This window comes from Streptomyces sp. NBC_01808 (assembly GCF_035917395.1).
Classification (GTDB): domain Bacteria; phylum Actinomycetota; class Actinomycetes; order Streptomycetales; family Streptomycetaceae; genus Streptomyces.
This window is the reverse complement of sequence record NZ_CP109072.1, coordinates 5,445,314-5,470,518: the sequence shown is the minus strand read 5'-3', so window position 1 is coordinate 5,470,518 and position 25,205 is coordinate 5,445,314. Positions and strand designations below refer to the sequence as shown.

At 71.1% G+C, this 25,205-nt stretch carries 15 protein-coding genes and 3 pseudogenes; 4 read left to right on the top strand and 14 right to left on the bottom strand.

The features are described 5' to 3' along the window. The first annotated feature begins 112 nt into the window (after positions 1-112). Positions 113-844 (top strand): hemerythrin domain-containing protein, encoded by a 732-nt coding sequence (locus OG946_RS24325; protein ID WP_326798133.1) that lies wholly within the window; start codon positions 113-115, stop codon positions 842-844. Positions 845-4,209: 3,365 nt separating this feature from the next. Here OG946_RS24325 and OG946_RS24320 read toward each other — a convergent pair. From OG946_RS24320 to OG946_RS24305, 4 genes and pseudogenes are all read right to left on the bottom strand, one after another. Then, positions 4,210-4,371: pseudogene (locus OG946_RS24320) on the bottom strand (ATP-binding protein); the annotation flags it as partial. Between the two features lie 334 nt (positions 4,372-4,705). Beyond that, on the bottom strand, positions 4,706-6,100 hold the full coding sequence (locus OG946_RS24315) for an FAD-binding oxidoreductase (RefSeq protein ID WP_326798132.1): 1,395 nt from the start codon (positions 6,098-6,100) through the stop codon (positions 4,706-4,708). Positions 6,101-6,301: 201 nt separating this feature from the next. Beyond that, positions 6,302-7,246, bottom strand: a complete 945-nt coding sequence (locus OG946_RS24310) for a pyridoxamine 5'-phosphate oxidase family protein (protein ID WP_326798131.1) — start codon at positions 7,244-7,246, stop codon at positions 6,302-6,304. A 13-nt stretch (positions 7,247-7,259) separates the two neighbouring features. Then, entirely contained in the window at positions 7,260-8,621 is a 1,362-nt protein-coding gene (locus OG946_RS24305) for an MFS transporter (protein ID WP_326798130.1), read from the bottom strand. Positions 8,622-8,825: 204 nt separating this feature from the next. Between OG946_RS24305 and OG946_RS36175 the strand changes: the two are divergent. Next, positions 8,826-9,194, top strand: a pseudogene (locus tag OG946_RS36175) (hypothetical protein); the annotation flags it as partial. Here the strand turns inward: OG946_RS36175 and OG946_RS24300 are convergent. Then, positions 9,151-12,189, bottom strand: coding sequence for an AfsR/SARP family transcriptional regulator (locus OG946_RS24300; protein ID WP_326798129.1), 3,039 nt, complete (start codon positions 12,187-12,189; stop codon positions 9,151-9,153). The pseudogene OG946_RS36175 and the gene OG946_RS24300 sit on opposite strands and share 44 nt — an antisense overlap. Positions 12,190-13,054: 865 nt before the next feature. On the opposite strand from OG946_RS24300, the gene OG946_RS24295 reads away from it, so the two are divergent. Together OG946_RS24295 and OG946_RS24290 are read left to right on the top strand one after the other, a co-directional pair. After that, positions 13,055-13,597, top strand: a complete 543-nt coding sequence (locus OG946_RS24295; RefSeq protein WP_326798128.1) for a TetR/AcrR family transcriptional regulator — start codon at positions 13,055-13,057, stop codon at positions 13,595-13,597. Between the two features lie 104 nt (positions 13,598-13,701). Beyond that, a pseudogene (locus OG946_RS24290) lies at positions 13,702-14,066 on the top strand (transposase family protein); the annotation flags it as partial. 10 nt (positions 14,067-14,076) lie between these two features. Here OG946_RS24290 and OG946_RS24285 read toward each other — a convergent pair. The 9 genes from OG946_RS24285 to OG946_RS24245 all read right to left on the bottom strand — a co-directional run bounded on the left by OG946_RS24285 (position 14,077) and on the right by OG946_RS24245 (position 25,122). Beyond that, a complete protein-coding gene (locus OG946_RS24285; protein WP_326798127.1) occupies positions 14,077-14,283 on the bottom strand; it encodes a hypothetical protein in 207 nt (68 codons plus the stop codon). Positions 14,284-14,357: 74 nt separating this feature from the next. Further along, positions 14,358-14,648, bottom strand: coding sequence for a hypothetical protein (locus OG946_RS24280; protein ID WP_326798126.1), 291 nt, complete (start codon positions 14,646-14,648; stop codon positions 14,358-14,360). 110 nt (positions 14,649-14,758) lie between these two features. After that, complete coding sequence (locus tag OG946_RS24275) at positions 14,759-14,971, bottom strand: hypothetical protein (protein ID WP_442814466.1); 213 nt, start codon at positions 14,969-14,971, stop codon at positions 14,759-14,761. Between the two features lie 125 nt (positions 14,972-15,096). Next, positions 15,097-15,294, bottom strand: a complete 198-nt coding sequence (locus OG946_RS24270) for a hypothetical protein (protein WP_326798125.1) — start codon at positions 15,292-15,294, stop codon at positions 15,097-15,099. Continuing rightward, positions 15,257-15,703 (bottom strand): reverse transcriptase domain-containing protein, encoded by a 447-nt coding sequence (locus OG946_RS24265; RefSeq protein ID WP_326798124.1) that lies wholly within the window; start codon positions 15,701-15,703, stop codon positions 15,257-15,259. Before OG946_RS24265 ends, OG946_RS24270 begins: the two co-directional genes overlap by 38 nt. Positions 15,704-16,836: 1,133 nt before the next feature. After that, a complete protein-coding gene (locus OG946_RS24260; RefSeq protein WP_326798123.1) occupies positions 16,837-18,135 on the bottom strand; it encodes a TIGR02679 family protein in 1,299 nt (432 codons plus the stop codon). After that, entirely contained in the window at positions 18,126-22,289 is a 4,164-nt protein-coding gene (locus OG946_RS24255; RefSeq protein WP_326798122.1) for a TIGR02680 family protein, read from the bottom strand. The genes OG946_RS24260 and OG946_RS24255 overlap by 10 nt, the downstream gene beginning before the upstream one ends. Next, entirely contained in the window at positions 22,286-23,536 is a 1,251-nt protein-coding gene (locus tag OG946_RS24250; protein ID WP_326798121.1) for a TIGR02678 family protein, read from the bottom strand. The genes OG946_RS24255 and OG946_RS24250 overlap by 4 nt, the downstream gene beginning before the upstream one ends. Further along, a complete protein-coding gene (locus tag OG946_RS24245) occupies positions 23,533-25,122 on the bottom strand; it encodes a TIGR02677 family protein (protein WP_326798120.1) in 1,590 nt (529 codons plus the stop codon). Before OG946_RS24245 ends, OG946_RS24250 begins: the two co-directional genes overlap by 4 nt. Between the last annotated feature and the right edge of the window lie 83 nt (positions 25,123-25,205).

Sequence of the window (25,205 nt, the reverse complement as noted above, 5' to 3'; positions counted from 1 at the left end):
CGGAGGTGGCCGCCGCGGCAGAACACCGGGCGACGACAAGGAGATTCGGAGCCGGCCGCAGGGACGTGCCCGGACCCCGAATCACCCATGCACCAAAGGAAGGTTGCCCGCAATGGGAATGAACGCTGAGATCGAGCCGAAACCGGTCATGGAAACGCGGCTCACGCACGAGACCCACCGGGTGGTCACCACGCTGCTGATGGAGGCCGCCGGCCGCCCCTCGGTCCCCCCGGAGGCGCTTGCGCAACTACGGGACTTCGTCGTGGCGAACCTGCGACACCACCACGAGGTCGAAGACGACTGGCTCTGGCCGCAGATCGCGGCGACCGCGCCGGAGGCGGGGCGCGCGCTCGACGGGCTCGGTGAAGAACACAAGCGTCTGGACGCCGCACTCGACCGGCTTGCCGCCGTCGACGTGACCGGACTGGACGCGGCCGGACCGGACGCGGCCGGGCCGGACGCGGCCGACGTCGACGCGCGGCCGGTCGCCGAGGCACGCCGCGCTCTGCGCGAGGCGGCCGTCGCGGTGCGTGACACCGTGCACGAGCACCTGGCCCACGAGGACCCGGTCCTGTTGCCCGCGCTGCGGGACCACGTCACCTCCGCGCAATGGGACGAGTTCGCCCGGCAGGTGATCGCCACGGCGCCTGCCGTGGCCGGGCACCTGATGATCGGACTCCTCGACGAGGTGGGCACCACCGCCGAAGTGGAGGCGATAACGATGAACTTGCCGCCATCGGCACGGGCTGTCCTTCCCGCCCTTCGCGACCAGGCGATCGCCGACCTCCAGGTGCTGCGAGGAGACACACCACCGAACGCTTCCCCGGAGCAGGGCCCTTCGTAGCGGACGCTGTCCGGTCCCTCGATTTCCCGCATGACGCGACCTGGGCCCGGCCGCCGGTGACCTACGCCGGCGGCCGGTGAACCGTCTCGTGGGCACGGCCGTTGCAGCGCGGCCGATCCCGGGAAGCTGTCGCGTTCGTCGTGGAGGCCAGGGTCAGCGAGGACAAAGGGACTGGGACAAGGCCACGGTGCACCTCCGCGGTTGAACTGGCATTTCACCAGGGAGATTTGCGCGGTGGCCTCTTTATCCTCAGGGGTGCGCACGGCTCCAGGGAGTGCGACCGGAGCGAGAACAGGCGCACCCGCAACCGTTGATCCCCCTGCACCACCCCAAGGGGACACGACCCGGTTGCACGTCAGCCGCCTCTGCCTCGTCTTGCGCGTCCTCCCCGCCCCGTACCCGGGTCTCTCACCGCACCGCTCCGACTCAGCCGCGGTCCCTCGGAGTCCCGCAATGGCGCAGTCATGGCCGCATGCGGATTGAACTGCGCCATGCTGTCGTTGACAGGACCGGCCACCGGATTCACCGGCAGCCGAGTCCCGGGGTGAGTCACAGCGCGGGTGGCCGGGTTCTGGAACTGATTCGACGGGTACTGGCCCTGGGCCTGGTTCAGCGAGGGGCCCCCGGCCTCCGGGTGCGCCTGGGGCTGGGCCACGTTGGGCCGGGCAGGCTGGAAGCCGCCCGCCGAAATCGCCGCCCGCGTCGCCTCGTCCGCCGGGGGCGTGTGTGCCGAGTGCGCCTGAGGCCAGGCCATCTGCTGAAAGAAATATGCGGCCTGTTCCGGACTGAGTGTCGTGTCCCCCGCATACCCCTGGACCTGAGGCTGTTGGTGACCCTCCCGGTGTCCCTGTGAGTCGTCCTCAGAATAAGCCGGGGGCTGATCACCCTGATGGCTCTGCGAGTGCGCCGAAGACTGAGCCGGGGCCGGCGGTTGCCCCCACGTCTCCGCTGCCGCAGCCGCAAACGCTGCCTGGGCCGGATCCATGGTTTGGTAGTCCCACGGGTCGGAGCGTTCCGATGCAGGCGTCCTGCCTCGTTCCTCGGACCCCTCCCGCAACTGTTCCTGAGCTTCCTGGCCGTATGCGGCAACCCAGGTGTCCGAGGGCACCTCCCCGGCACCGGCCATCGACCGGTAGGCAGGAGGCGCTGTCGGCCCCTGCTGTGCCGACCCCGGCTGTACCGGGTCCGTCTGCGGCGGTGGCGTCTGCCCCAGATACCTTGCGGCCTCCGCGGCCATAATCTGTTGCGCGAGTTCGGGGTCGATCAGGCCGCTACCCAGCGAGGTTTGTCCCGCTCGCGCCTCCTGACTCCATCGGCTCCTATACGCGTCCCCGTAAGGATTGTTCGAGGCGAAATTCTGCCGATCCTCATCTGGCATGGGCTGCCTTCCCGTAATCGATTTGGTCGCCACCAAGACCAGCAAACGTCGGTTTCATCCGGCGCTCTGTTCGCAATCGGTGGACGTGGGAACGCACGCTGGAGGCGCTGGCGCATCGCGTGAAGCCCTGAGTTCCCTCGTCAGGCGTTCAGAAACCCGCCAGTGCCTCGATCGATTGGCCACGGTGAGGGCCGGACTGTCCTGCTGGTGGCCGATCTTGTCCATCTCGGCGAGTTCTCCCCGGTATCGGTGTCGACGCTTTCCGCAGGTTTCCGGATCTCCCTTGCCGTGGCCTTCCCTCGGGGTGCGCACACGAGCGGTGTCGCCGGAGCGGCCTCACCGCGGGAGAAACGCGCGATGAGGCCGCTCAGCCGTATCGTCCTCAGTTCCCGGTCCCCGAAGCGCCCGGCGGCCCGGCGCGACGCCGCTGTGCGGAGGTGCCCCGCGCCGGCCGGAGGCGCCGGCCCGCAGCGGCCACCGCCGTTCACGCCACCGGGACCGCCCCGTCCTCTGCGCCGGGAGGCGTTCAGCGACTTCGCTTCTTCTGAACGGTTTCGCTGGGCTTTGTGACCGGAACGGGTTGCTGATCTGGCATCTGGCTCGCACGGTCGCGCCCCTCGGCCTGTGAGGGACCGCCTTGTCCGGAAGGGCTTGATGGGGGCCGCTGACTGAGCGCGTGCCGAGCCGCCCCTGGGTCCACGAACATCGAACCCGGGTGCGCATGGGTCGGCATCCATGTGGACGACATGGGGGCAACGGTACCCGTCGGGCCGGTCAGCGCGCTGTGCGGAGTAACCGGAGTCTGTGGCGCGGCATCCACGTACGCAGCCGTCCATGGATCCATCGACATCGGCCTCCCGTGGGCCGACACCGCCGAGGGCGGAGCCTGTGCCGGGTTATACGCCTCATTCGCAGACGGAAGGTTCGTCTGCAAAGGAGGCGGTGCAGCAGGTCGGGCCCCTCGCTGTTGGATAGCGTAGAGCGCCGTGTTTTCGTTCCGGGACAGCACGGAATCCGCGATGGTCCGCTCTGCCGGTGCGTTACTTTGCCGGGCCTCGTCACTTACCCCGTGCGACGTTTCCGGATGCGACTCCGCTATCCCTGCACGCAGCGGTGCGGGCAGATTTTGCAACCATCCATTGAGCTGCCCTTCACTAAGCTGTCGCGGCTGCCCCTCAGCCACACTAGGGGGCGGCCGCCATGCACCATGTCGGGCGGCTGCAGCGTGGAGCGCAGTGTCGGCGAGGGTCCCCCGTGCCGGTGCGACGTCCGGGTCGACCTCGCCGCTTGCCGTGCTCGACGGTTCCGGACGCAAGTCCGCCATCCTTGCGCGCATCTCTGGGGGCGGACTTTGCTGCCGTTCATTGAGCCGCGCTTCATTGACTGGTGGCCACTTCTCAGTCAACCTTTGGTGCGCCAGCGCGCGGTCCGCCTCCCGACGAGCCTCAGCGCTCAACGGCGCTTCACCGAATGGTGTCCGCCACTCCCCAGTCAACTCGAAGTACGCCAAACTGCGGGACGCGCCCCTAGAATCCTCACGTTGATTGACCATCATCGTTCTCCGTTCGCTGCTGAGCCACGGTCATCTTCGATGCCACCGGCCTGGCTGTCTGTGCGGCAGATCCACGCCTCCCTTTCTGCCGGGGAGCACACACGACACACAACGTGCACGATGGAGGGAAGGTTCAACCGCCCCAGTGAAGGCAGTTGCCGTGCCCGGCCGGGTCATGAACCCTTTCGGCTCGGGTGCCGTGGTCCTTGACGACTCTCCACGCGAAGCCCGTCGACGACGGCAAGCCGACCCCGGGCGCGGCGGTCTAGGTGATCGTGACGGCCACGCTGATCTCGTAGGGGCCCCGGCGATGCGACCGAAGGACGGAGCCCTCCTGTGCCCATAGCCCACGCCTCCGGCACGGACGTGCACTACACGATCAGCGGCAACGGCCCGCACCCGCCGCCAGATCGCCCTCGACCTGCGCATCCGGATCGCCGCTGAGGACTCCGGCGGCGGCTCCGGCGCCCCCGGCAGCCGCAGCAGCGCCTCCGTCCCGCCGCCGGCCGCCCGGCGCAGCTCCACGGTGCCTCCGGCCTGCTGCACCGTACGGGCCACGTTCGACAGCCCGAGCCCGACCCCCGGCCTGCTGCGCGCGCGGATCCACAGGCCACGCCCGGAGACCCGGCCGGGTCTCCGGGCGTGGCACGGCCCGTCCGGCGGGGGAGGTCAGCCGGTACGTCCGCCCGCGCACCGCCAGCATCCGGACCGCGTCCATGGACCGCTCGATGGAGCCCGCGCCGCACGTGATGCGGGCGGCAGCGGGCGTGTCCAGCCCAGGGAGGGACGGGCGGCCCGGGAGGAAGACGGCGTACAGATGGCCGCGCTCGACGGCCTGCCGGGGGGTCGGGCTCGCCGCGGATGAAGGTGTCTATACGGGCGTTGACGAACAGCCCGTTCCCGGCGCCCTCGTCGCCGGGGGGCGGTGTTCCTATTCCGGAGTGATGTTGTGGTTGTTCACCCGGAAGAGATTGCGAGGGTCGTACTGCTGCTTCAGCCGTCGCAGCCGGTCGAGGTCCGCGGTAGTGAACAGTTGCTCGACCCTGTTGTCACGGCCGGCGAAGTTGGTGTGGATGTGTTCCGTGGCCCAGGGCTCCAGGCGCTCGGTCATCTCACGCAGTACGGAGATCCCGGCATCGACCGCCTCCGGCGGTCCGAGGGTGATTCCCCATACGTTGATCACGGCGTCCCGAGCGGCGATAGGGCTCGCCCCGGACGGCCGGTTCGCCAGCTCGCCGCCCAGGTGGCGGATCTCCAGGGCCGTGACCGGACTGCCCGCCATCAGCCGGGCGTTCTCCACAAGCCGGTCGACGGCCTCGGTCGGCAGATCGGTCAGGGCGGTGCCGTGCTCCTCGTACGGCATCGGATCGACCGGGTCGGTATGCACGGCGGCGAACTCGCTGTAGGGGCGGCGCTCCACCGTGTCGGCAACCGCGGGGCCGATGGCCCGGAAAGGCGCGATGAGCTTCTCGGCCTCCTCGTCGGAGCCGAGGTGGACTACCCGAACGTGCGCCAGGAACCGACCGCGCAACAGCTCGGGGACCTCGGGGACAGGCGGGAAGTTCAGCAGCATCACCGAGCACGTGAACCCGTCGGGTGCGTTGCGGAGGACTTCGGGGAATGCCCGCAGTACGGCCTCTACGTCCCCGGCGGGGTAGTAGATTCCACCGCCGTAGAAGGAGGTGACCGGGAAGAGCTCGATCTCCAGCCCGGTCACGACACCGAAGTTGCTGCGTCCGCCACGCAGGCCCCAGAACAGCTCCGGTTCCGTTTCCGCTGAGACGCGGCGCAGCACGCCGTCCGGGGTGACCACGTCGATGGACAGGATGTGGTCGGCGGCCCAGCCGTGAGTCCGGCCCAGGAATGGACTCATACCACCGCCGAGGGTGAAGCCCGCAATTCCCACAGTCGGGGACGACCCGTGCAGGGGCGCCAGTCCGGCTGTCTGGGCGAGCTCCACGATGTCCGCTACGCGCGCACCGGCTTCCACCCGGGCCACGGAACGGTCGGCGTCGATCTCGATCGCGTTCATGTCGCCGGTGGTGATGAGCAGGAAACCGTCCGCCAGCGGGAACGGCTGATGCCCGGTGGCCATGACCCCGACGGGCAGATCATGCGCGGCGGCGAAAGCCACCGCAGCCTGGACATCGTCAGCCGTAGAAGCGGCGACAACCAGACTCGGTCGATGCTGCGAAAGCAGGTTGAACCCGGCTGCCGCCGCCGGGTAGCCCGCGTCATCCGGAGTGAACACCGATCCGGTGATCATGTCATCCAGTTCGGTGACGTCAGCCTCTGCGGGGACGGTCCGCCCCTGGTTCTCGGTCATCTTGCCATGCCTTTCGTTATGTATGTGGTCAGGTGGCAGCGGCATGTGGCCAGTTGATGCCGCCGGTTTCCGGGGCGAGGTGAAGCGGGCCACGCGGCGATGGGCGAGTCGGCGCAAGCGCCTCCACGGACTCCCCGGTGACATGCTGTTCTCGCTGTCCAGGTCTCTGATGTGTCCTCGCCGCGGCCAGGACACCGGTGATCAGGTTTCAGCGGCGTCCTGGGACGCGGACGCTGCGGCGAGAGCCTGCAGAGCCCGCCAGTCCACACGTGGCCGCTGCAGACCACGCCCGCGCAGATACGCCTTCGACGTCCGGCGAACGGTACGCAGGGTGCGTACCTGGCCGCGTGGGGTGCCGTCGCCGCTCGGCTCGATCACCCGGTGTGGCACCAGCAGCCAGTCGCCGTCATCGGACTGCCGCAGCTCACCCCGCACCAGTGCGTTGTAGACGCCGGCGAGGCGGTCATCGTGGCGGTGCACGAGGAGTGTGGCCGGGCCGGGTACGACGTCGCAGTCGGCGGCCGGTTCGACCAGAAACCCGTCGGGCCTCGCCACGGTCCGCGTCCGCATGAGCAGCGGGGCACCGTACGCGTCCCGGGCGCCGAGCACGGCGGTGCGGAAGCCGGCGAGAACACCGGCGCCGGGCAGGGAACTCGTCCGGCCTGCCGCCTCGCCCCGGTCACCGGGCGGCGCGGTCAGAGGCGCGCGAGTGCGCACCTCGGTCGGGCTGACGGTGATCTTCAGCCGCAGGAAGTACCAGTCCATGAGCCAGCGGGCGGGCCGGTCCACATAGCGTCGGCTGTCGGGCTGACGATCGAAGATCATCGACCAGTACGCCTCGTAGCCCGAGGGTGCGGCCGCAATCTGCTCTGGACACACCGCCGTACCCTGCACGAACACCTCTTGAGGGGCGTCCAGCCCACTGCCGGTGGGATCGGAGAAGAGCAGGGCCACCCGGCCGTCACGACGAATGTTCCGTGCCTTCTGGGCGAAGCCGATCGACGTGGAGATGAGAAATGTGCCGTCGTCGCGGCGAAGGGCCGCCGTCGGCCAGACGATCGGTGTGCCGTCCCGGGCGAGAGTGGCGAACTCACAGGTCCGGTGGGCGTCGACGGTCTCGCCCACCACCGGTTCGAGAGATATCACGCGCGCAACCTCACTAGATTTCAGGTGTGTGGGGGACGGGCACAGGCTCGGTGTGGTGCTTCCGCACCGGGAGCCGATCACCACGGGCGATCGGCACCACCCAGCGGCTCGGCTCGTACTCGCGTCCGATCTCGGGAAGCTTGAAGGTGGCCAGCGCGCCGAGCACGCCCATGGCGGCCAGAGTGGTGAAAAGCGCCTGATAGCCACCCAGCATCAGGAGTGCGGGCGCGGCGAACGGCACGAACGACTGCGGCAGCGAGCTGGCGATGTTGATGATCGCAAGGTCCTTGCCCGCGTCGTCCTTGCTGGGCAGCAGTCTTACGCACACCGCCAGATCGACGGCGAGGAAGGTTCCCAGGGCGACTCCGATGGCAGCCACCCCCGCGTAGATGAGCGCCATGTCCCGGGCCCCCGCCATCAGGATGAGCGCTGCGGCCGCCAGCACCCCCGCGAAGACCACAAAGGGCTTCTGCCGCCGCAGCATGTCGGAGAGATAGCCGGCGACCACACTGGAGACGGCAACGCATCCGATGGAGAGCACGGCGAGTTTCAGCACGACACCTCCGATCTCCTTCTCACTTACGCCGAAGCGCTCCATGAGGAAGAAGGTGCTGAAGGTGCTGGAGGCAAAAGCGCACATGATCAGGAAGCGGACGAGCCATGCCCATCCGAACGCCGGGTGGGTCCGGGGGCTGAACCAGAACGTCGAAGCAACGGCCCGCAGACTCAACGGCGGCTTCGGCGTGCTGCTCGGCGGATCACGCAGCAGGAGGACGGCAACGGTGCTCGCCCCGATGGCGAAAAGCGCGATGGCCCACCACTGACCGGCGCTTCCCCCCGGGAACGCGTTGGCAAGAGACAGGCCGATAAGCGGCCCCATGGCCGTGGCCAAGCCGACGAACCCGGATACGCCTCCTCTGCGGTGCTCGGCGACCTGGTCCGCGACGAGGGCACTGTTCGCGGCATCCTGGAAGCTCGCGACCGCCTGCACTCCGCACCACAGCAGCACGACCTGCCAGACCTGAGTCGTGAAAGTCACCCCGATCAAGGCGAGCGCGGCCAGCAGGGAGCCGGTGATGAGCCAGGGACGGCGCCGGCCGAACCGGACACGGGTACGGTCCGAAACCCGGCCGGCGATGGGGGTGAACACCAGCGAGACAAACGCGCCGAAGCCGGTGACGATCCCGAACGCGGTGGTCGCCTCGCCCCCCGTGATGCCCTTGAGGTGCAACGCGAGCAGCAGTTGGAGCGGAGTAGTGAGCGCGACGTGGAAGCCGAACTGAGACAGCATGATCGCTGGCACAATCCGGCGCAGCGGAGTGACACCGTCGCTTGGCCTTACGACCGGCGTCGTGAGGAGATGCCCTGTTGCCATGGCGCTTCCTTAACTGCGGAGGGTTTCCAGTGGGGGGACATACGCTGGCCGCCATAGCCGGGTGAGGGTGCATCCGTCAGCCGCCGTGCACGCCACAGCGGACTGCACGCTCCACTGCGGCGGCGCCATGACCTGCTGCACCCTGGGTGTGGGGGCGGAGCAGGCCACGACGGCGCTCTGCAGCATCCTGTGTCTCTTGGAAGGATGCTTGATCTTCTTGTTCACTCTTGTCCTATTTGTCAGGCCACGCGGGACCGTCACCGCCCCCCGCACCGTCCACGGCAGTGGCACTTCGTCGACATCCCGCACCACGTGTCGCGGCTCGGGGTGGTTCACTGCCGTTCGTCGGACCGTGCTGTAAAGATCAACTCCGTGCAGGGCATGGAGTCCGTAGCAGTGGGTCCTTGCCGGTCCATGCCTGCCACCGTCGTGATGTCCGAACGGCGCCCATCCGGACGGGTCGTGGTGTCCTTCGTGCTGGCCTTCGCCTTCTTCGAGCGATGCTCCTACCAGGCGGTATGGGCCAAGCTCACGGCGGGGCTGGGCAGCGTGCCGGTGGCTCACCCGTGCGCCTCGTCGCCGGCACGTGCCCGGCGCCGGCTGGGAAGCGGACCGCTGCGCCACCTGTTCTCGATCCGGCGTCGACGGGGTGCGGCACTGGGCCGGGCGAACGTTCGTCCAGACGACAGAGTCTCTCCCGGATCTTCTCTGTGTCGGGGTGGTCGATCGCTTCCCAGGCTGTGAGTGCCTGTCGCCAGGTGGTGTGGGCGGCTTCCGGGTCACCTGTGTCGAGAAGGACGTCGCCGATGTGGCCGAGGGTGGCGCCCTCGGCCCAGCGGTTGCCGACGTCCCGGTGGGCCCTGAGCGCCTCGTGGTAGCGGTCGATCGCGGCTTCGTGGCGGTGGAGCCGGTGCTGGAGGGTGCCAAGGCTGTCGAGCGTAACGCCCTCGACCAAGCGGTTGTTGGTGGCGCGCAGGATGGTCAGTGCCTCCTGGAGGTGGCCGACGGCCTCGTCATAGCGGTTGAGCCGCTGGTAGGCGTCGCCCAGATTGGCCAGGACGATGCCTTCTCCCCAGGTACTGCCGAGGGCCCGGTGAAGCGCCAGGGCGCGGCGGCCGTATTCGATTGCTTTGTCGGGCCGGCCGACCTGGAGATAGACGTTGCCCAGGTTGCTCACGGCTTGTGTCCTGCCATGGATGTCGCCGATATCCCGCCAGACGATTATCGACCGGCGAAGGTGGGTGAGGGCTTCGTCGAATCTGCGCATTGATGTCAGCGTGTTGGCCACATCTCCATGACTCCATGCCTGCCCGACCCGGTCGTGGTTTTCACGGGTGACGGTGAGGGAGGTTTTGGCGACATCGAGCCAGTCGTGCCGATGGCTGCGGAGGTAGAAGAATCCCCAGAGGGCGGCCGTCAGGCGCCAGGCGATGCCGGGGTGATGGAGGGCGGCGGCCTGGGTGACGGCGGCGACCAGGTTGGGGCGTTCGGTCTCGCACCATTTCAGGGCTTCGTCGCGGGTGGTGAACGCCAGGGGGTTGCAGCCGGGCGGCGGTGGGGCGAGGGGAACCCGGTGGCGGTGCGGGGTGAGGTGGGGGCGGACGGTGTCCGCGGTGTGCAGGTACCAGGACAGCAACCGTTCGGTTGCCCGGGCGCGGTCTTCCTCCGTTTCGTGCGCGTGGACGCGTTCGGCGGCGTAGATGCGAAGCAGGTCGTGCAGGGTGTAGCGGCCGGGTGTGTGTTCGGTGAGCAGGTGGGCGCGGGCCAGTTCGGCGAGTAGGCTCCGAGTCTCGCGGGCGGGGTGCCCGGCGAGGGCTGCCGCGGCGGGTGCGGAGATGTCGGCTCCTGGGTGCAGGCCCAGCAGCCGGAAAAGCCGGGCAGCCGGGACGGACAGGGCGTCGTAGGAGGCAGAGAAGACCGCGCGGATGTCGGTGCCGAGATCGCCTCCGCTGAAGGCGTCGAGGCTGCCCTGGTTGGCACACAGCCCCTCGGCGATTGCCCTGAGGGAGAAGCTGGGCTGGGTGGCGGCTCTGGCGGAGACGATGCCGAGCGCCAGTGGCAGTCGGGCGCAGCGTGTGATGATCTCCCTTGTCGCCTCGGGTTCGGCGGCCGTCCGTGCGGTGCCGATGCGGCGGGCCAGGAGGTCGTGGGCCTCGGTGGGGGTCAGCGGGTTCAGCGTCAAGGGCTGTGCCCCGTTGGCGGCGATCAGGCCGGTGAGCTGGCTGCGGCTGGTGACGATGACCAGGCAGGCTGGACAGCCCGGCAGCAGGGGCCGGACGTGCTCTGTGTCGCGGGCGTTGTCGAGGAGGATCAGCATCCGCCGGCCGGCGACCAGGCTGCGGTACAGAGCAACTTGGGCCTCCGGGTCTGCGGGAATGCGCTGGGCGGGGACGCCGAGCGCATCGAGGAAGATCCGGACGGCCTCCGCCGGAGTCACGACCGAGTCGGCCGGGTCGAAGCCACGCAGATTGATGTAGAGCTGTCCGTCCGGGTAGCGGTGCGCGATCCGGTGCGCCCAGTGCACCGCCAGGGCGGTCTTGCCGATCCCCGCCATGCCGCCGATCACACTGATCGCCGTGACAGGGCGCTCCCCCTCCTCGTCGCGCAGCAGCGCCCCGACCTGCTGCAGTTCAGCATCCCGGCCGGTGAAGGCGGCCAGGTCCGCGGGCAATTGCGCCGGACGGGCCTGGTGCCCGGCCGGCGGCGAAACCCCGCCGTCCTCTCCGCCTCGTTCCCCGTCCTCGTCTTGCCTTACGTCCAGTTGCGTGGAGAAGGCGTAGGCACGTTCAAGAGTGGTGTCGGCGTTCAGGATGCGGTGGTGCAACTCCTGCAGCGCGGCGCCGGGCTCGATGCCAAGCTCGGCCACGAGAGTGCTACGCAGGGTGCGATACGCCGCCAGTGCCTCGGCCTGCCGGCCGGACCGGTACAGCGCCAGCATCAAAAGCCGGCACAGCTGTTCACGGAGGGGATGCTCACCGGTCAGCACGGCCAACTCGGCGACCACCTCGCTGTGCCGCCGCAACTGGATATCGACCTCCAGCCGCGTCTCCAGCACAGACAGCCGCTGCTCCGTCAGCCGGGACCGCTCAGCCTCCGCCAGCGGCCCGGGCAGCCCGGCGAGCGGCACCCCTTCCCAGCCCTCCAGCGCGGCATACAACATCTCCGCTGCGGCCGACGCTTTACCTGCAGCGTGCAAACTCCTCGCCCCGGCAACCCGCTGCTCGAACACACCCAGGTCCACAGCAAGCTCCGGCACCCGGACGAGATATCCGTCTGCAGACGAAACAATCACCTGTGGCGCAGCACCTGCACCACGACCGGGCTCAAGCACCTTACGCAACCGCGACGCATAGGTCCGAAGCACCGACACCGCCGCACTCGGCGGCTCTTCCCCCCACACCGCGTCAACCAACTCAGCAATCGTCACCGTCCGCCCGCGCCGCAACAACAACGCCGCCAGCACCACCCGCTGCTGTGGCGAGCCCAACGCCATCTCACGATCGTCACGCCACCCCCGCAAAGGCCCCAGCACCGAAAACCGCAAAGATCCTTCATGGGCCTCGTTCATGATTCCGCCAGGGCTTGCTTCGGCACGGTCGCCAAGTTTGCGACCGTGATCGGCTTCGTTGTCGTAGAGGCAGAACGGGCCGGAGCCGCGAGAGTCGCCGGTAGCAGTGCCGCGCGGGCAGCCCGCGTCAGCGTTCGGCGTGGTTGCCGTCGCGGTCCTGCGGCTTTCATGACGGTGCCTGTACCAGCCAGGCTCCCGCGGGCCGAGAGCCCTCCGGTGTGCGTCCGCTCACACTTCCGAGGATCGTCATCCGCGTTCACAGCGACCCGGGCCATGGCGTGCTGGGCGTCGATCGCCACGCTTCCCGGGGCGTGGTCCGGCACGCCCACGCTCCTGCGAACTCCCAGCAGATCCAGGACACCGCCCGCACCGAACCTGATCGCTTCGCCGGCGTACCGGGAGTACAGGTCGTTCTTGCACGGAGCGTTCCGTAAGAAGGCGAGGGTCTGCACGACGCGCCTGGCGCCGAGCGCGATCTTGGAATTCTCCCCCGATCGGTGGTGCACGGCGTAGGCGGTACACACGAAGACCGGTACGCCGTGGTCGCTTCGCTGGCGTCCAGCGAGGCCGAAGTGATCGGCGTCACTGCGAATCGACGAGAGTCCGCGGATATCGTCAGCAGACCTGGCCAGGGAGCGAAGCTCGCGCGGCAGGTCCCGGCCGCGGCCGGGCAGACCTGCATCGATGAGCGTCGTACCCGCCGCAGTGTCGAAGAGGTCGCAGGCGGCCCCGTCGTTGCATCGGCGGTGCAGAGGGGGTGCGAGCGTCACGAGTGCCTCCCGTGAGCTAGGACCAGGGCAGCGATGGCTAATGTACGTAGCTATGATGGCTAGCGTCAATAGCCTTGAGTGCAGAAGGGTGGACGATGCCGGCCCCTGAGAAGACCTCGCTCAGCGCGATCATCGCTGCTGGCCGCGAGCTGCTGGAAGTGCATGGCCAGCAGGGATTGACGATGCAGAACGTAGCCGAGCGTGTGGGGGTACGCGCTCCGTCGCTGTACAAGCACGTCGACAACCGGGCTACCCTGCTCGCCGCCGTGGCAGAGGCCACCCTCGGGGACCTGGTTGCCCGACTGGAGTCGACCGACGGCTCACTTGAGGCACTGGCACACGGCTACAGACGGTTTGCCCGGGAGTGGCCTGAGGGGTTCCGGCTCATGAACTCCACGCACGCACCGACCCAGGCACTCGTCCGGGTGGCCGGCCCGGTACTGATCGCTGCCAGGGAACTCGTAGGCGAGCAGGAGGCGCACGATGCCGCACGCCTGATGCTCGCGTGGGCAATCGGCTTCATGGATATGGAGCTGAACGGCGTCTTCCGTCTCGGCGGTGACGTCGATCGCGCCTTCGTGTACGGCCTGGCCGGTATCCGCCGGGCGCTCGCAGCGGACCGCCAGAACGTGGGGTGACCACCGGAGCGTGAATGCAGCGGGCTGCGCGCGGGACTGTCAATAAAACGGATCCGTCTCACATTCGGCGGTGATGGAGCGTCGCGGCACTCGTTGGTGATCGCGTGGAGGGTGTCAACGCCCAGGTGAGCAGGGTGTTTTTGGGTGTGGCGCCGCTGGTGGTCACGGCGGTGGAGGACGGGGGTGACCGGTTTGTGGTCCGGGCCAGGACGACCGGGGGCCGGCGCCGTGCTGGGGCTGCAAGACGCTGTCGGCGCGGGTGCATGGCTATCGCCAGCGAACGGTCGCGGACGTGCCGGTCGACGCTCGGCGGGTGACTGTCGCAGTGCAGGTGCGGCGGCTGGTGTGCCCGACGCGGGGCTGCCGCCAGACCTTCCGGGAACAACTGCCGGGGGTGCTGGTGCGGTATCAGCGGCGGACTCCGCGCCTGTCTGCGCAGGTGGGGGGCAACCTGCAAGGAACGGCGGGCGGTGGACGGGTTAGGTCACCGTGCCCGCGCCGTCGTCCGGCGGCGGCAGCTCCTCCTGCCACGCCCGCAGCCCGGCGCGAAACTCCCCGTCCAGCGCCGCCCGTACCGCCGGCGCCGTACTCAGCGCCTGCGCCCCCGCCTCGTCACCCGGCTCCACCGCCAACTCCGCCTCCCCGGAGCCGCCCCCGGCACCCCCGGCGTCGGCGTCACAGGTCACCCCGCCCGCCGCCTGGCCGGAACGGCCGCCGAACCGGCCCGTGGCAGGCGCAGCCGACCGGCGCGGCCGGTCGGTCAGACGATGCCGGCGCGGATCTCGTCGTAGAGGCGGGTGGGGTCCTCGGCCAGGGACTTCTTGACGTGGGTGCTCCAGGCGTCGGCCAGGACCTCGGCCTCGCCCGCCTCGATGCCGTCCAGCCCGGCCCGGGCGACCGGGGCCGGGGCGCCCTTGGGGCCGGTGTAGGCGGAGCTGAAGTCGGTGTCCACCGCGCCCAGATGGAGGGCGGTGACCAGGGTGTTCTGTGCTGCCAGTTCCATGCGGACGGCGTTGGTCAGGGCCCACTGGGCGGCAAACTCCTTGGCCACGGCCCTGGCCTGCCTGGTCAGACGGGCTGTGCGGCGCTGGCAACGCTCCAGCACAGGTCTGCTGGCAGCCGAACGTGGGACACACCAAGCGCCGCACCCGCAGGGCTTGATCAAGTTCCGTAGGTGTCGAGGTTGTTGGTGATGCCCAGGAGCGGGAGTACTCGCTGGGGTTGGTCGCGGATCGCCCGGGTGGTTTTGGCGATGTTGTCGGCTCCGAGGGCTTTCAGCAGGCCGATGGCGAGGTTGCGGAGGGTCGCCATCGCGCGGGGTGCGGTCCCAGTGTGGACGGTGGATGCGTCCTCGGCGAAGGTCACGTCTCTCACATGGGGTTCCCGGCGGCGGGTGTCGCCGGTCAGGGCGAGCATCGGCACTGCGCCGGTCCGTCAGTTCACGGATCCGGTCACGGGCATGCCGCACCGCCCTGCCCGAGGGCCAACGGGCGAGGAACTCAACGGGACAACGCCCACCACGCGGCCGGGAAGTAACCCACCGATGGTGACCCCTCGCCTCCCACCCGCAGATGCACAATCCTGGTCTTGGCCGCCTTCGGCTCCAGGCCGAGCTCGGCCAGCAACACCGTCAGCCGCTCCAGGGCGGCCTCGGCCTGCTCACGGGTAGCACACATCACCACCGCGTCGTCGGGCATAACGCACCAGCACCCCGTGACGGCGCATGTCCCATGCCCGGTCCACCCGGTGCCGGTAGATGTTCGCCAACAGCGGTGAAATCACACCGCCCTGAGGAGTACCGGTCACCGGCCGACGGACCTGCCCGCCCTCCATCAGCCCGGCCCGCAGCATCGCGCACAAGAGCTTGAGGACCGACCGGTCGCAGACGCGTTCCTCGACCGCCTGCACCAACTTCTCGATCGGAATCGCCTCGAAACGGTTGGCGATATCCGTCTCCACCACCCACCGCCTGACCCTCCACGCCTCATCCACGAGGACCTGAAGGGCATCGTGTGCTCCACGCCTGGGCCTCAACCCGAACGAGCACGGAAGCATGTCGGCCTCGCAGACCGGCTCGAGCACGATCTTCAGCGCCGCCTGCACCATGCGGTCACGGACAGAAGAATCGACAGCAGCCTGTGCTCAACGGTGCCGGGCTTCGGGATGAACACCCGACGCGCCGGCAACGGACGCCAGCGGCCTTCCTTCAACTCCACGGCCAGCTCGCCCAGGAGCCGGTCGATGCCGTACTCCTCGACCTCGGCGAGAGTGGTGGCATCAAGCAGCGGCCCTTCCCTGGCCGGGGGTTGTGTTGTGTCACACGCGGGGGACCCCGGCGATGCCCACCAGGCCAATGCCCCACAGAGCCACTTGTCGTTGGAGACTCTGGCTCCAGGTTTCCAGGTTCCTGAGAATGGTCCAGGCCCACGGGAGCTTCCGCCGATCAGGGAGGTTGCTGGTGTGCGTGAAGCGCTTGCCCAGAAGCTTCCTGCGTATTTCACCCCGGGTGCTGGGGGCCACCAGCACCTTGCCCATTCCTCGGGAGTACCGACTGCCGGCAGCCCCCGCGCATCCTCTCAGCCGCCCGCGAATACTGGTCCGCAACGTGGTGGTCCCGCGCGCTGATGTGCTGCATTCTCAGGACCCGGCGTGACCCGTGCCGGCCGCCGAGGCGCTCGTGCTGGGTGACTAACCTCGAAGTGGCCGAGCGGCCCCCCGGCGGCCCGCGGGGGCGGCGGCGGTGCCGTTCACACGCGCCGGGGCACGTTCCCCCCGATTGCTCGGCCGACGCGGGCGTACACGCCGTCCGCGCGGACCCGCCGTTCGGCGCTCTCCAGCCAAAATCCAGCCAGCGTGCGGAGAACGACAGATGACGACAGGTGACGAGCCGTCAGGGCATCCAGCCAGAATCCAGCCATGGTACGTGAACGGGGGCGGCCCGAATCCGGGTCGCCCCCGCCTGACCTGGTGGTTTGCTAATTCTCCGGAGCCACGGTATTGCGTGGGCTATACGTTGAAGCGGAACACCGGGTGCACAATTTTGACCCGCGGAGACACCGGAAGGCCGGGCCGTATCCAGCCAGGATCCAGCCGCCGGAAACAGCGGGTCCGTGACCCGTGTGCACGCTGGATCCACAAGCGCGGTGAGGCCCGCCAGCGCTTCTCTGCTCTGCATCGGGAGTGTCCAGGTGTGTCCAGCAGACGGCTGATCTGCGGTTGGGCAGTGGCCAGCGGCGGGTTCAGCGAATCAGATCGCTGAGCAGGTCGCCGATGACGTATTCCTCCTCGACACGGACCCCGAGCTCGGTGAGGGCGGCGGTCAGCCCGGGGTCCCAGAGGGCGGACGCGGGGGTCCCCCGCAGCGGGCGCGCGAGCGGCATCGTGGCCGTCGCTGCGCGGTAGTCCGCCGCGGTGTAGCGCCAGGGGCGCCACGGAACTCGGCGCAGCAGGCCGCTCGCGATGCGCAGGCCGCCCCAGTCGAAATCGCCGTGATAGAGCAGCCGTGCTCCGGCCGCATGCAGGAGCCGCAGCAGGGTGAGCGCGGCGGCCGAGGGCTGGCCCTGGAGGCAGACCAGAGGAGCGCAGGCGGCGCCGTACGCGTCGGCCGCGGCGGCGACGACCGTTGGGTTCTCGCATACGTACACTGTGGAGGCGGTCACTGGCGGGCAGGGCGCGCCGTGGGCGAGTTGGCGCAGGGTCAGCACCGCCGGCTCGCCCGCGTCAGCCAGCGCGTCGAGTGCCGCCGTGCCGCGCACGCCCAGCGCCAGCACGGTGGCGGACAGGGCGTCCTTCAGCAGGCCCGCCGAGGCCCAGGCCGCCCGGCGCCACTCGGCGCCCTCGCCGTCGGGGAAGCCGGTCAGGGCCCGGACGCCGGAGCGGACCAGGGTGGCGAGCGGGGTGCCGTCGTCGAGGGCGTGGGCGTCGCCGAGTGTCTGGGCGGCGAACTCGGTGAGCGAGCGGGCCGGCTCGGCGGGGAGCGCGCCGAGCGCCGAGACGGCCGCGGCGAGAAGCGGGCGGGCCGCATCAGGGGTGCGGGCGAGTCGGCGTACGAGGCCGTCCCGGCGGATGTCGTCGGCCCAGTCCGCCAGGCCCGCGGGCAGGGCGGCGAGTGGTGCGTACGCCTCCTCCCACGCCCGCGCCTGACGCTCGCGGGTCTCTGCGAGCGGGGACACGGGGCCGGTCAGGGCGGTCACGGCGACGGCCAGGCCCGCGGGGCAGACCCGGGAGCGGCGCAGCACCGCGTCGACCTCGTCCAGCCGTACGCTCAGCGAACGGCCCGGACGCGGCGCGCGGCCCAGCAGGCGTTCGGCGGCCCCGCGCTGTGCGGCCGAGGCGGACGCGAGCGTCACCGTGCCGGTCAAGGGCTCGTCGCGGGCCATCCGGCGGCGGACGCGCTCCACCAGCCAGCCGAGGCCCGGATCGCCGAGCAGGCGAGCGAGGCGGTCGGGGTCGATACGCGCCGTCTCGTCAGCGGCGTTGCCGGCGTTGCCGGCGTTCGGCTCGGCTCCGGCGGGCGGCGGGTCACCGCTCACGTCCATAGCGGCTCCGCGCTCGGCTCCTGCACAGCACCGTCCCGCGGCACGGGGATGCCGACCTGCGACGCCGCCGTGCGCTCCGGCTCCGCTCCCTGGTCCAGGGCCACCCCGTCCCACTCCCAACGCGTGACCAGCACCGCCGCGATCTCGTCCACCCGCGACAACTGCGCGATGGCGATCCCCGGCACCTGCGGGTAGCAGGCCCACTCACGCTCGCTCGTCATCACCACGTCGAGATCGAAGGCGTGCAGCAGGCCGAGGCACTTGGCACGGGAGTCGTCGTCGACACCCGCGAACGCCTCGTCCAGGGCGACCAACCGCGGGGCGTCCGGTGCGGCCGTGGCGTAGTGGGAAGAGGCCGCCGCGAACAGCGGCACGCTCATGGCCAGCACCCGCTCGCCCCCGGAGGCGGGTCCGGTGGCCGGCACCCACCGGCCCTGCTGGTGGCGTTCCACTCCGAACTCGTGCCAGGAGCGATAGTCCAGTGCCGCGGTGAGCACCTCCAGCCAACTGCCCTTCCCGCCGCCCTCTCCTTCGTCGGTCTGCTGCCGCGCGATCTGAGCCTGCAGGAACTCCCCCACCGCGGCCCGGTCCTCCGGTGCCCAGGCGTCGGCGGTCTGCCGCAGCCGGGTCCGGGCCCGGTCCAGACCGGCCGGCGCCTTGCGGGAGGGGCGCCAGATCAGCCGCAGCCGCATGCCGGTGGAGGTGGGGCGCTGTTCCAGCTCGTCGTTCATGCGCCGCACCTGCAGCTCCGCGGCGGCGATCAGCTCCTGGAGGGTGCCGGCGACCTCGGTGAGCAGGTGGGTCTCCAGGATCTCGCGCTCGTGCGCGGACAGGATGCGCTGCAACTCGGCCACCTCGACCGCCAGCGCCTCCGCGAGTTCGGGCACGGCCCGCTCCCTGCCCTGGTAGCGGACGTCGACGACCATGCCGTCGTCGGTCATCCGCGCGCTGGCGCTGTGGCCGCCTCGGGAGAGGGCGTCCTGCAGTTTCTTGTACTCCTCGCCGAGCCGCTTCTGCACCCGCTCCCAGGCGCCGTGGGAGTCGTCGACGCCGGCTTCGGCAAGCTCCGCCTCCACGGTGCGGGCGAGCGCGATCGCGGGCTTCGGCGCCCAGCCGCCGACGTCCTGCGCCGGCACCTCGACATCCGGCAGCGCCACGGCGAGCAGCCCGGTGGCGGCGAACCGCTGCAGCGCGGCAATCGCCTCGGCGCGGGCGGCAGTGGCCTCCAGGGTGTCCTTCTCCAGTTGCTCGATCCGCCCCTCCGCGTGCCCGGCGCTCTTCTCCGCCGCGGTGTGGTCCGTACGCGCCCGCCGCTGGTCCCGTTCGCACGCGTCCCGTGCGTCCGCGGTCTGCGCCAGCCGCCGCTGGAGCTCGGCCACGGCCGCGCCCACGGTGCTGCCCAGGGTGGCATGGCGTTCCCCGGCCGCCGCCGCAGTACGGGCCGACTCCTCGGCGCGTACAGCCAGTTCCGCCACCCGTTCCCCGGCCCGCTCGGTCTCGCCGCGGTCCTCGGCGGCGGCGCGAGCGGCGGCGGCCCGTTCCCGCAGCGCGGGCCACAGCGCGGCCAGCACGGCGGTGTAGTCGGCCAGCGCCTGCCGTACGGCGGTCAGGCCCGGCCGGTCTGCGGGCAGGTCCACGGCCGCGGCGGTCTCCGCCAGTTCGGTGGCGGCGGCCTCCGCCGCGCGGGCGGCCTCGCGGGCCGTCTCGGCGTGCTCGTCGCGGCGGCTACGGGCCCGGTGGGCGGCCTCCGCGGCGGCGGCGGTCCGCGCGTGGGCGTGACGCAGGTCCGCCTCTTCTTGGTCAGGGACGGCGGCGAGTTCGCCGTCCAATACGCGGCGCCGGGCGGCCACCGCGTCCCGCTGCGCCTGAAGCGCCTCCCGCGCCGCCGCGAGTTCACCGAGTTCGCCGCGCAGCTCGGCGATACGGGTCCGGCGGGCCTCCTCGCGCGCGCCTTCGCCCACGTACACGGCGGCTTCCTTCGCCCAGCTTCCGGTCAGGGCGCCCACGCGAAAGCGGCCGTCCGGAGCCACCCAGGTGTCGCCGTGGCCGGTGCCGGGGCCGTCACCCGGCCCGTCGCCCAGACCGATCGCCCCGAGCAGCCGGACCACGGCCGCCTCGCCCACCGCGGCGGCCCGCGCGTCGCCGTGGTCCACCGCCGGGCGCAGGGCTCCGTCGAGCCGCGGGCGCCCGGTGAGCGGAGCGCCGGGGGCGAGCAGCACGTCGTGCCCGTCTGCCGTGAGTGCCGTGCCGTCCGGGCACACCCGGGCGTCCAGCAGCCCGGACGCCTCCAGCGCCGCCTCCAGACCGGCGCGTTCCGCCGCACCGACATGCTCACGAAAGTCGACAAGACGCCACAGCGGCGCGCCCGGCGCCTCCTCGCGTAGCCCGGGGGTACGGGTGTGGGGCACCGGCGGCCCGACCTGGCCGCCCGCTTCGAGCCCTGCCAGCTCCCGCTCGGCCGCCTCCCGCCGGGCGCCGAGGTCCGTCAGCCGCCGACCCAGCGCCGCCGACTCGTCGGCCAGCCGCGCGGCCCGTACGCCATGGGCCCGGGCGGCGCGCTCGCGGGCGGGTGACGGGCCGGTCAGATGCGTCGTCCAGTCCGTCAGGACGTCGAGCAGCCCCCCGGGGTCGTCGACGGCCAGCTCGGCGCAGCCCTGGAGATGGTCGCGTACGGCGGCGACGAGCGCGCTTCCCGCCGCGGCGGTCGCTGCCTCGGCCGCGGCCTGCCGCTCGGCGGTGTGCCCGGCCTCCCGCTCGGCCTCGTCCAGGCGGCGGGCCGCGGCGCGGCGCTCGGCCGCGGCCTGTTCGGCCTGCGCCACCAGGTCCGCCACGTGGTCCACGGTGCGCCGCCTGCGGTCCACCGCCTCCCCGGCCGCCCGGCGCAGCTCCGCTTCCGGGGCGCCGTCTGTCCTCAGACCGCCGGTGAGCCGGGCGGTCCGGGCCACCTCCCGCTCCTGCTCCACGATCCGCGCAAGCTGGTCCTCCGCTTCCCCGAGCCGGGCGACGGCATCCGCGAGCCGGCCCAGCGCCCGGGTGTGGTCCTGCGCCGCCTGCTCCCGGTCGGCCTCGGCACGCCGCAGCTCTGCCTCCGTGCGACGGGCGTTGTCCGCGGCCTGCTCCAGCTCGCGGGCGCTGCGCATCTCCGGCCCTGCCCGCAGCGCCTCCTCCTGCGCCTTCAGCCGTACGGCCGTCTCCTCCAGCTCCGCGATCCGGGCCGCGGCCACCTGCCGGTCCGCCTCCGCCTGCACCAGCTCCTCCCGCGCGGTGCCGAGGTCGCGGCCCAGCCGCTCGTAGCGGGCGTGCTCGGTACGCGGCAACCGTGCGCGGCGGCGGGCCGCGACGCGGGCGTAGCGACGGTAGTGATCGAGGAACGCGGAGGAGGCCCGCTCCGCCTCGGCCGCCTGCCGCAACTCCTCCTTCTCCTCGTCCAGCGAGCGGAACGCCTCCGCCACGTCCGCGATCACCGCCTGGTCCAGCGGTGGCAGCGCCTCCGTCAACGCCCTGGACAGGGCGGCCTCGCTGGGCCGTTTCGAGAGCTGCGGCTGGCGGAGCTGGATGAGCAGGTCGACGAGGGCGGCGTAGCGCCGTTCGCCGAGCCCGAAAAGCGCCTCGTCGACCGCCCTGCGGTACGTCTTCGCCTGGTCGTAGACCATGCCGCGGCCCGCGACGGCCTCCGTGAGCCGGTCGCGGGACAGCGCGGTGCCGGTGGCGTCGACCAGGCTCAGCTCCGCGCCGATCCGCTGGTCGGTGACCGCGTACCAGTGGCGGGCGATACCGCGGCCCGCGACCGCCTTCAGCCCGCACAGCAGAGTGACGAAGTGCGGCTGACCGGTGCCGGTGTCGCGTCGGCCGAACTCGATCCAGGTGTAGCCGAGCCGCTCGGGGTGCGGGTGCTCGCCGCCGAGCAGCAGGTTCCACTCCATCCGCTTGCCCGGGTCGGCGTCGGGCTCCACACGGCGCGCGGACAGGTCGCCGTCCAGCAGGAACGGCAGGGTGAGGGCGAGGACCTTGGACTTGCCGGTGCCGTTGTTGCCGCGCAGGAGCAGGCGGCCGTCGCGGAACCAGAACTCCTCGGTGTCGTAGTAGAAGAGGTCGACCAGGCCGATGCGCAGCGGACGCCACCGGCCGGGCGCGGGGCGCGGGAGGGCAGTCACTGCTCGGGGTCCTTTCGGGAGCCGGGGACGGGGCGTACGACGGGTTCTCCCACCGCGTAACGGGCGAGCGCCGGCCGCGGGACGACTCTTTCTGCCGTACGGACCACCAGGCCCAGCGCGGTGAGCCGGTCCAGAGCCTGGCCGGTCAGCTCCGCCTCGGCTCCCGGCTGCCGGGCACTCTTCGCCCAGAACCCGGCGTGCTGCCGGGCCAGCTCCCGCACCCTCGCGCCGAGCGCTGCCTCGGTCACGGGCCCGCCCGTGACCGACGCCAGGTGCTCAGCGAGCAGCAGCGTGACATGTCCGTACGTGCCCTGCTCGGGCATGCGTACATCGGTCAGGCCGTAGGAGGCACCGCCCGGGCGAAGGTCGGGGGGAGGGTCCACCATCGCGATGCCTTCGGCCCTCACCTCCGCGACCAGCCCGGTCAGTTCGGTGATACGGGACGTGAGGAAGGCCCGCTGCCGGGTCAGATACGCCAGCTCCTCGTCGGTCAGCTCGTCGTAATACAGCACCGGGTCGTCGAGCAGGCGCCGGGTGAGGCGGTAGCGGATGGCGCGGAAGCGCAGCTCATCGCTGTCCAGCTCGGTCTCGGCGGTGATTGTGGCCAGCCGCTCCGCGAAGCCGGCCGCGGTGACGAGTGACGGGCCGCGGCGGGCGGCCAGCAGCCCGGCCAGCACCCGCCGTTCCACGTCGTACAGCACGTCACCAGAACCGGAGACGTACGCGTCCTCGTCCCCCGCCACCCGGCGCAGCACCCCGAGGTGCATCAGCAGTCGCACCACGGCCGCGAGGTCGAGGCGCTCGTCGCGCCGCTCCAGGGTGAACTCCAGCCCGGTCGCGGCCAGTTGTTCGTCCGCGGCGTCGAGGACCACCTGCTCCGCGAGCCGGCCAAGCGCGATCTGTGCCTCGCCGCGCTCCAGCGCCGCCAGCGCCAGGCACAGCAGCACGTACCGTCGCCGGGTGAACGGCGCCCGCGACCGGCCCACTTCACGCGCCGGATGCGTGGGGTCGGTCAGGGTGCCGGGGGTGCGCAGCAGCCGCGCGGACTCGGCATCCACCCGCAGCGGCCAGCCGGTGTTGCGATCGAACCACTCGCGCAGCTCGGCCGCGTAGCGCCGGACAAGCTGGAAGCTGTCCGCCTGCGGCCCGCCGGCGAGCAGCAGCGGCTCCTTCAGCAGCGCGCGAGCCGCCTTCTGCAGCTCAGCGCTGCGGTGGGCGTCCAGGAACTCGCCGAGAGGGTTGCTCATACGCGGACTCCCGTGTCCCCGGACATGTCCACGACCGGCTGTGCGGCGCCTCCCAGGGCGATGATCTCCAGCAGGTAATCCGGCCCACGGAACACTCCGCCCGGCGTGCGCACTTCCGCCCGCCCACCGTCCTTCAGAGCGGTGAGGCGGATCTCCATCGTGCCGTCGGTACTGGTCGCCGTGGTGGACAGGGTATCCGGGCGCCAGGTGGCCAGCGCATCCCCGAGCAGGCGCAGGAACAGGCCGAATGCCACCGGGTCGAGTTCGCCGACCTGTGACAGCCGGATCTCGCCGCCGGTGGCGAGCCGGGACCGGGCCGCGGCGATCTCGGCCGCCTGCCTGCCCGCGTACTCGGCCAGCCGCCGCCGCTCGGCGGAGCGGTCCCGCACCCGCCGCGGTTTGCCGCGCCGCTCGTAGCTGCCGGTCCGGCGAAGCTGCGGGCTGATCCTGAGCGGCTCCGCCTCCGCCCAGGGCGTGGCGGGCGGCACCGGCTCCGCGGCCCGCGCCGCGAGGGTGTCGGCGTCGATGGTCAGGTGCCGGGCCGGATAGAGACCGAAGGCGGCGCGCCACAGCCGGTGCCGGGCGCCGTCGTCGGGCGCCTCGGCGAACCAGCGGGCCAGCGTGCGGAAGTCCGCGGAGCGGTCGGTGCGTCCGGCCCGCCGCTCGTTGAGCTGCCGTACGACGGCCAGGAGCTGCGGGATCGCACCGAGCGCCCGGCCGCGCAGCAGCCGGGCCTGCGACTCGCGGCCGTCCGCGGAGACGAACCAGGAGGCCAGCCCAGACCATCGGGCGGCCCACCTCTCGTACGCCTGCGCCTGCGCGGTCTCCACCTCCTCCGGGGCAGCATCGGCCGATTCGCGGGCAGCCGCGAGCCGCAGCAGCGTCTCCACCCGGCCCTGCTGCTCCAGCTCCCCGATCAGCCGGGCGATCCGCCCACCGAGGGCGATGAGATCCTGGATGAACCGCTCCAGATACTGGATCAGCCGGTCCTTGTACGCGAGGAAAGCCTCGACCTCGACGCCGTGCAGGTCGATGGTGCGCTGGAGGGAACCCATGAAGGCCCGCGCGTTCGCCGCCAGCGCCGCGAACCGGTCCGCGAGCGCGGCCAGCGCCAGATGCGCCTTGGCCGCGTCCGGCTCGTCCTCCGCCGCGAGCACCAGCAGCGCCCGAAGCTGGGTGACGATGTCATGCAGTGCGACGGCCTGAAGTGCGCCGCGCCGCCCCAGCGCCTCGTCGTACGCCGCGATCGCCAGCTCCACCGCCTCGCCGGCCGGGGTGAGCTGGTAGATGAACCGCTTGCGGTAGAAGTCCTCGACCGCGGTGACGCGCGAGGTGTCCGGGTCGGCCCGCAGGTTGCCCCACTGCACGAGGCTGTCCAGCGCCTTGGCCACGGCCTCCACCTCGGCCGGCCGCTCCTCCGGCGGCAGCGCGGCGTGCACGTCCTCCGGCCGCAGGTGCACCGCGAAGCGCTCCTTGGCCGCGGTGAAGACGGCCATCACCTGCCGGTAGCGGGCGGCATGGGGAACCGTAAGGTGAGCGAACGGGCCGCGCCCGGCCTCGTGTCGCGCGGATTCGGGTGCACTCATCGCGGAGCATTCTTCCCGAGCGGCCCCGGGTCGGTGCAACCGCGACCGGATCTGCACACATCGCGACCGCTTTCCGACGCCGA

What these genes read in the sequence shown, in the direction of transcription:
- OG946_RS24260 (WP_326798123.1), bottom strand. Translation starts at nt 18,135, where the DNA reads ATGGACGTGAGCGGTGACCCGCCGCCCGCCGGAGCCGAGCCGAACGCC.
- OG946_RS24305 (WP_326798130.1), bottom strand. Translation starts at nt 8,621, where the DNA reads ATGGCAACAGGGCATCTCCTCACGACGCCGGTCGTAAGGCCAAGCGAC.
- OG946_RS24300 (WP_326798129.1), bottom strand. Translation starts at nt 12,189, where the DNA reads ATGAACGAGGCCCATGAAGGATCTTTGCGGTTTTCGGTGCTGGGGCCT.
- OG946_RS24245 (WP_326798120.1), bottom strand. Translation starts at nt 25,122, where the DNA reads ATGAGTGCACCCGAATCCGCGCGACACGAGGCCGGGCGCGGCCCGTTC.
- OG946_RS24250 (WP_326798121.1), bottom strand. Translation starts at nt 23,536, where the DNA reads ATGAGCAACCCTCTCGGCGAGTTCCTGGACGCCCACCGCAGCGCTGAG.
- OG946_RS24325 (WP_326798133.1), top strand. Translation starts at nt 113, where the DNA reads ATGGGAATGAACGCTGAGATCGAGCCGAAACCGGTCATGGAAACGCGG.
- OG946_RS24315 (WP_326798132.1), bottom strand. Translation starts at nt 6,100, where the DNA reads ATGACCGAGAACCAGGGGCGGACCGTCCCCGCAGAGGCTGACGTCACC.
- OG946_RS24295 (WP_326798128.1), top strand. Translation starts at nt 13,055, where the DNA reads ATGCCGGCCCCTGAGAAGACCTCGCTCAGCGCGATCATCGCTGCTGGC.
- OG946_RS24265 (WP_326798124.1), bottom strand. Translation starts at nt 15,703, where the DNA reads ATGGTGCAGGCGGCGCTGAAGATCGTGCTCGAGCCGGTCTGCGAGGCC.
- OG946_RS24270 (WP_326798125.1), bottom strand. Translation starts at nt 15,294, where the DNA reads ATGCCCGACGACGCGGTGGTGATGTGTGCTACCCGTGAGCAGGCCGAG.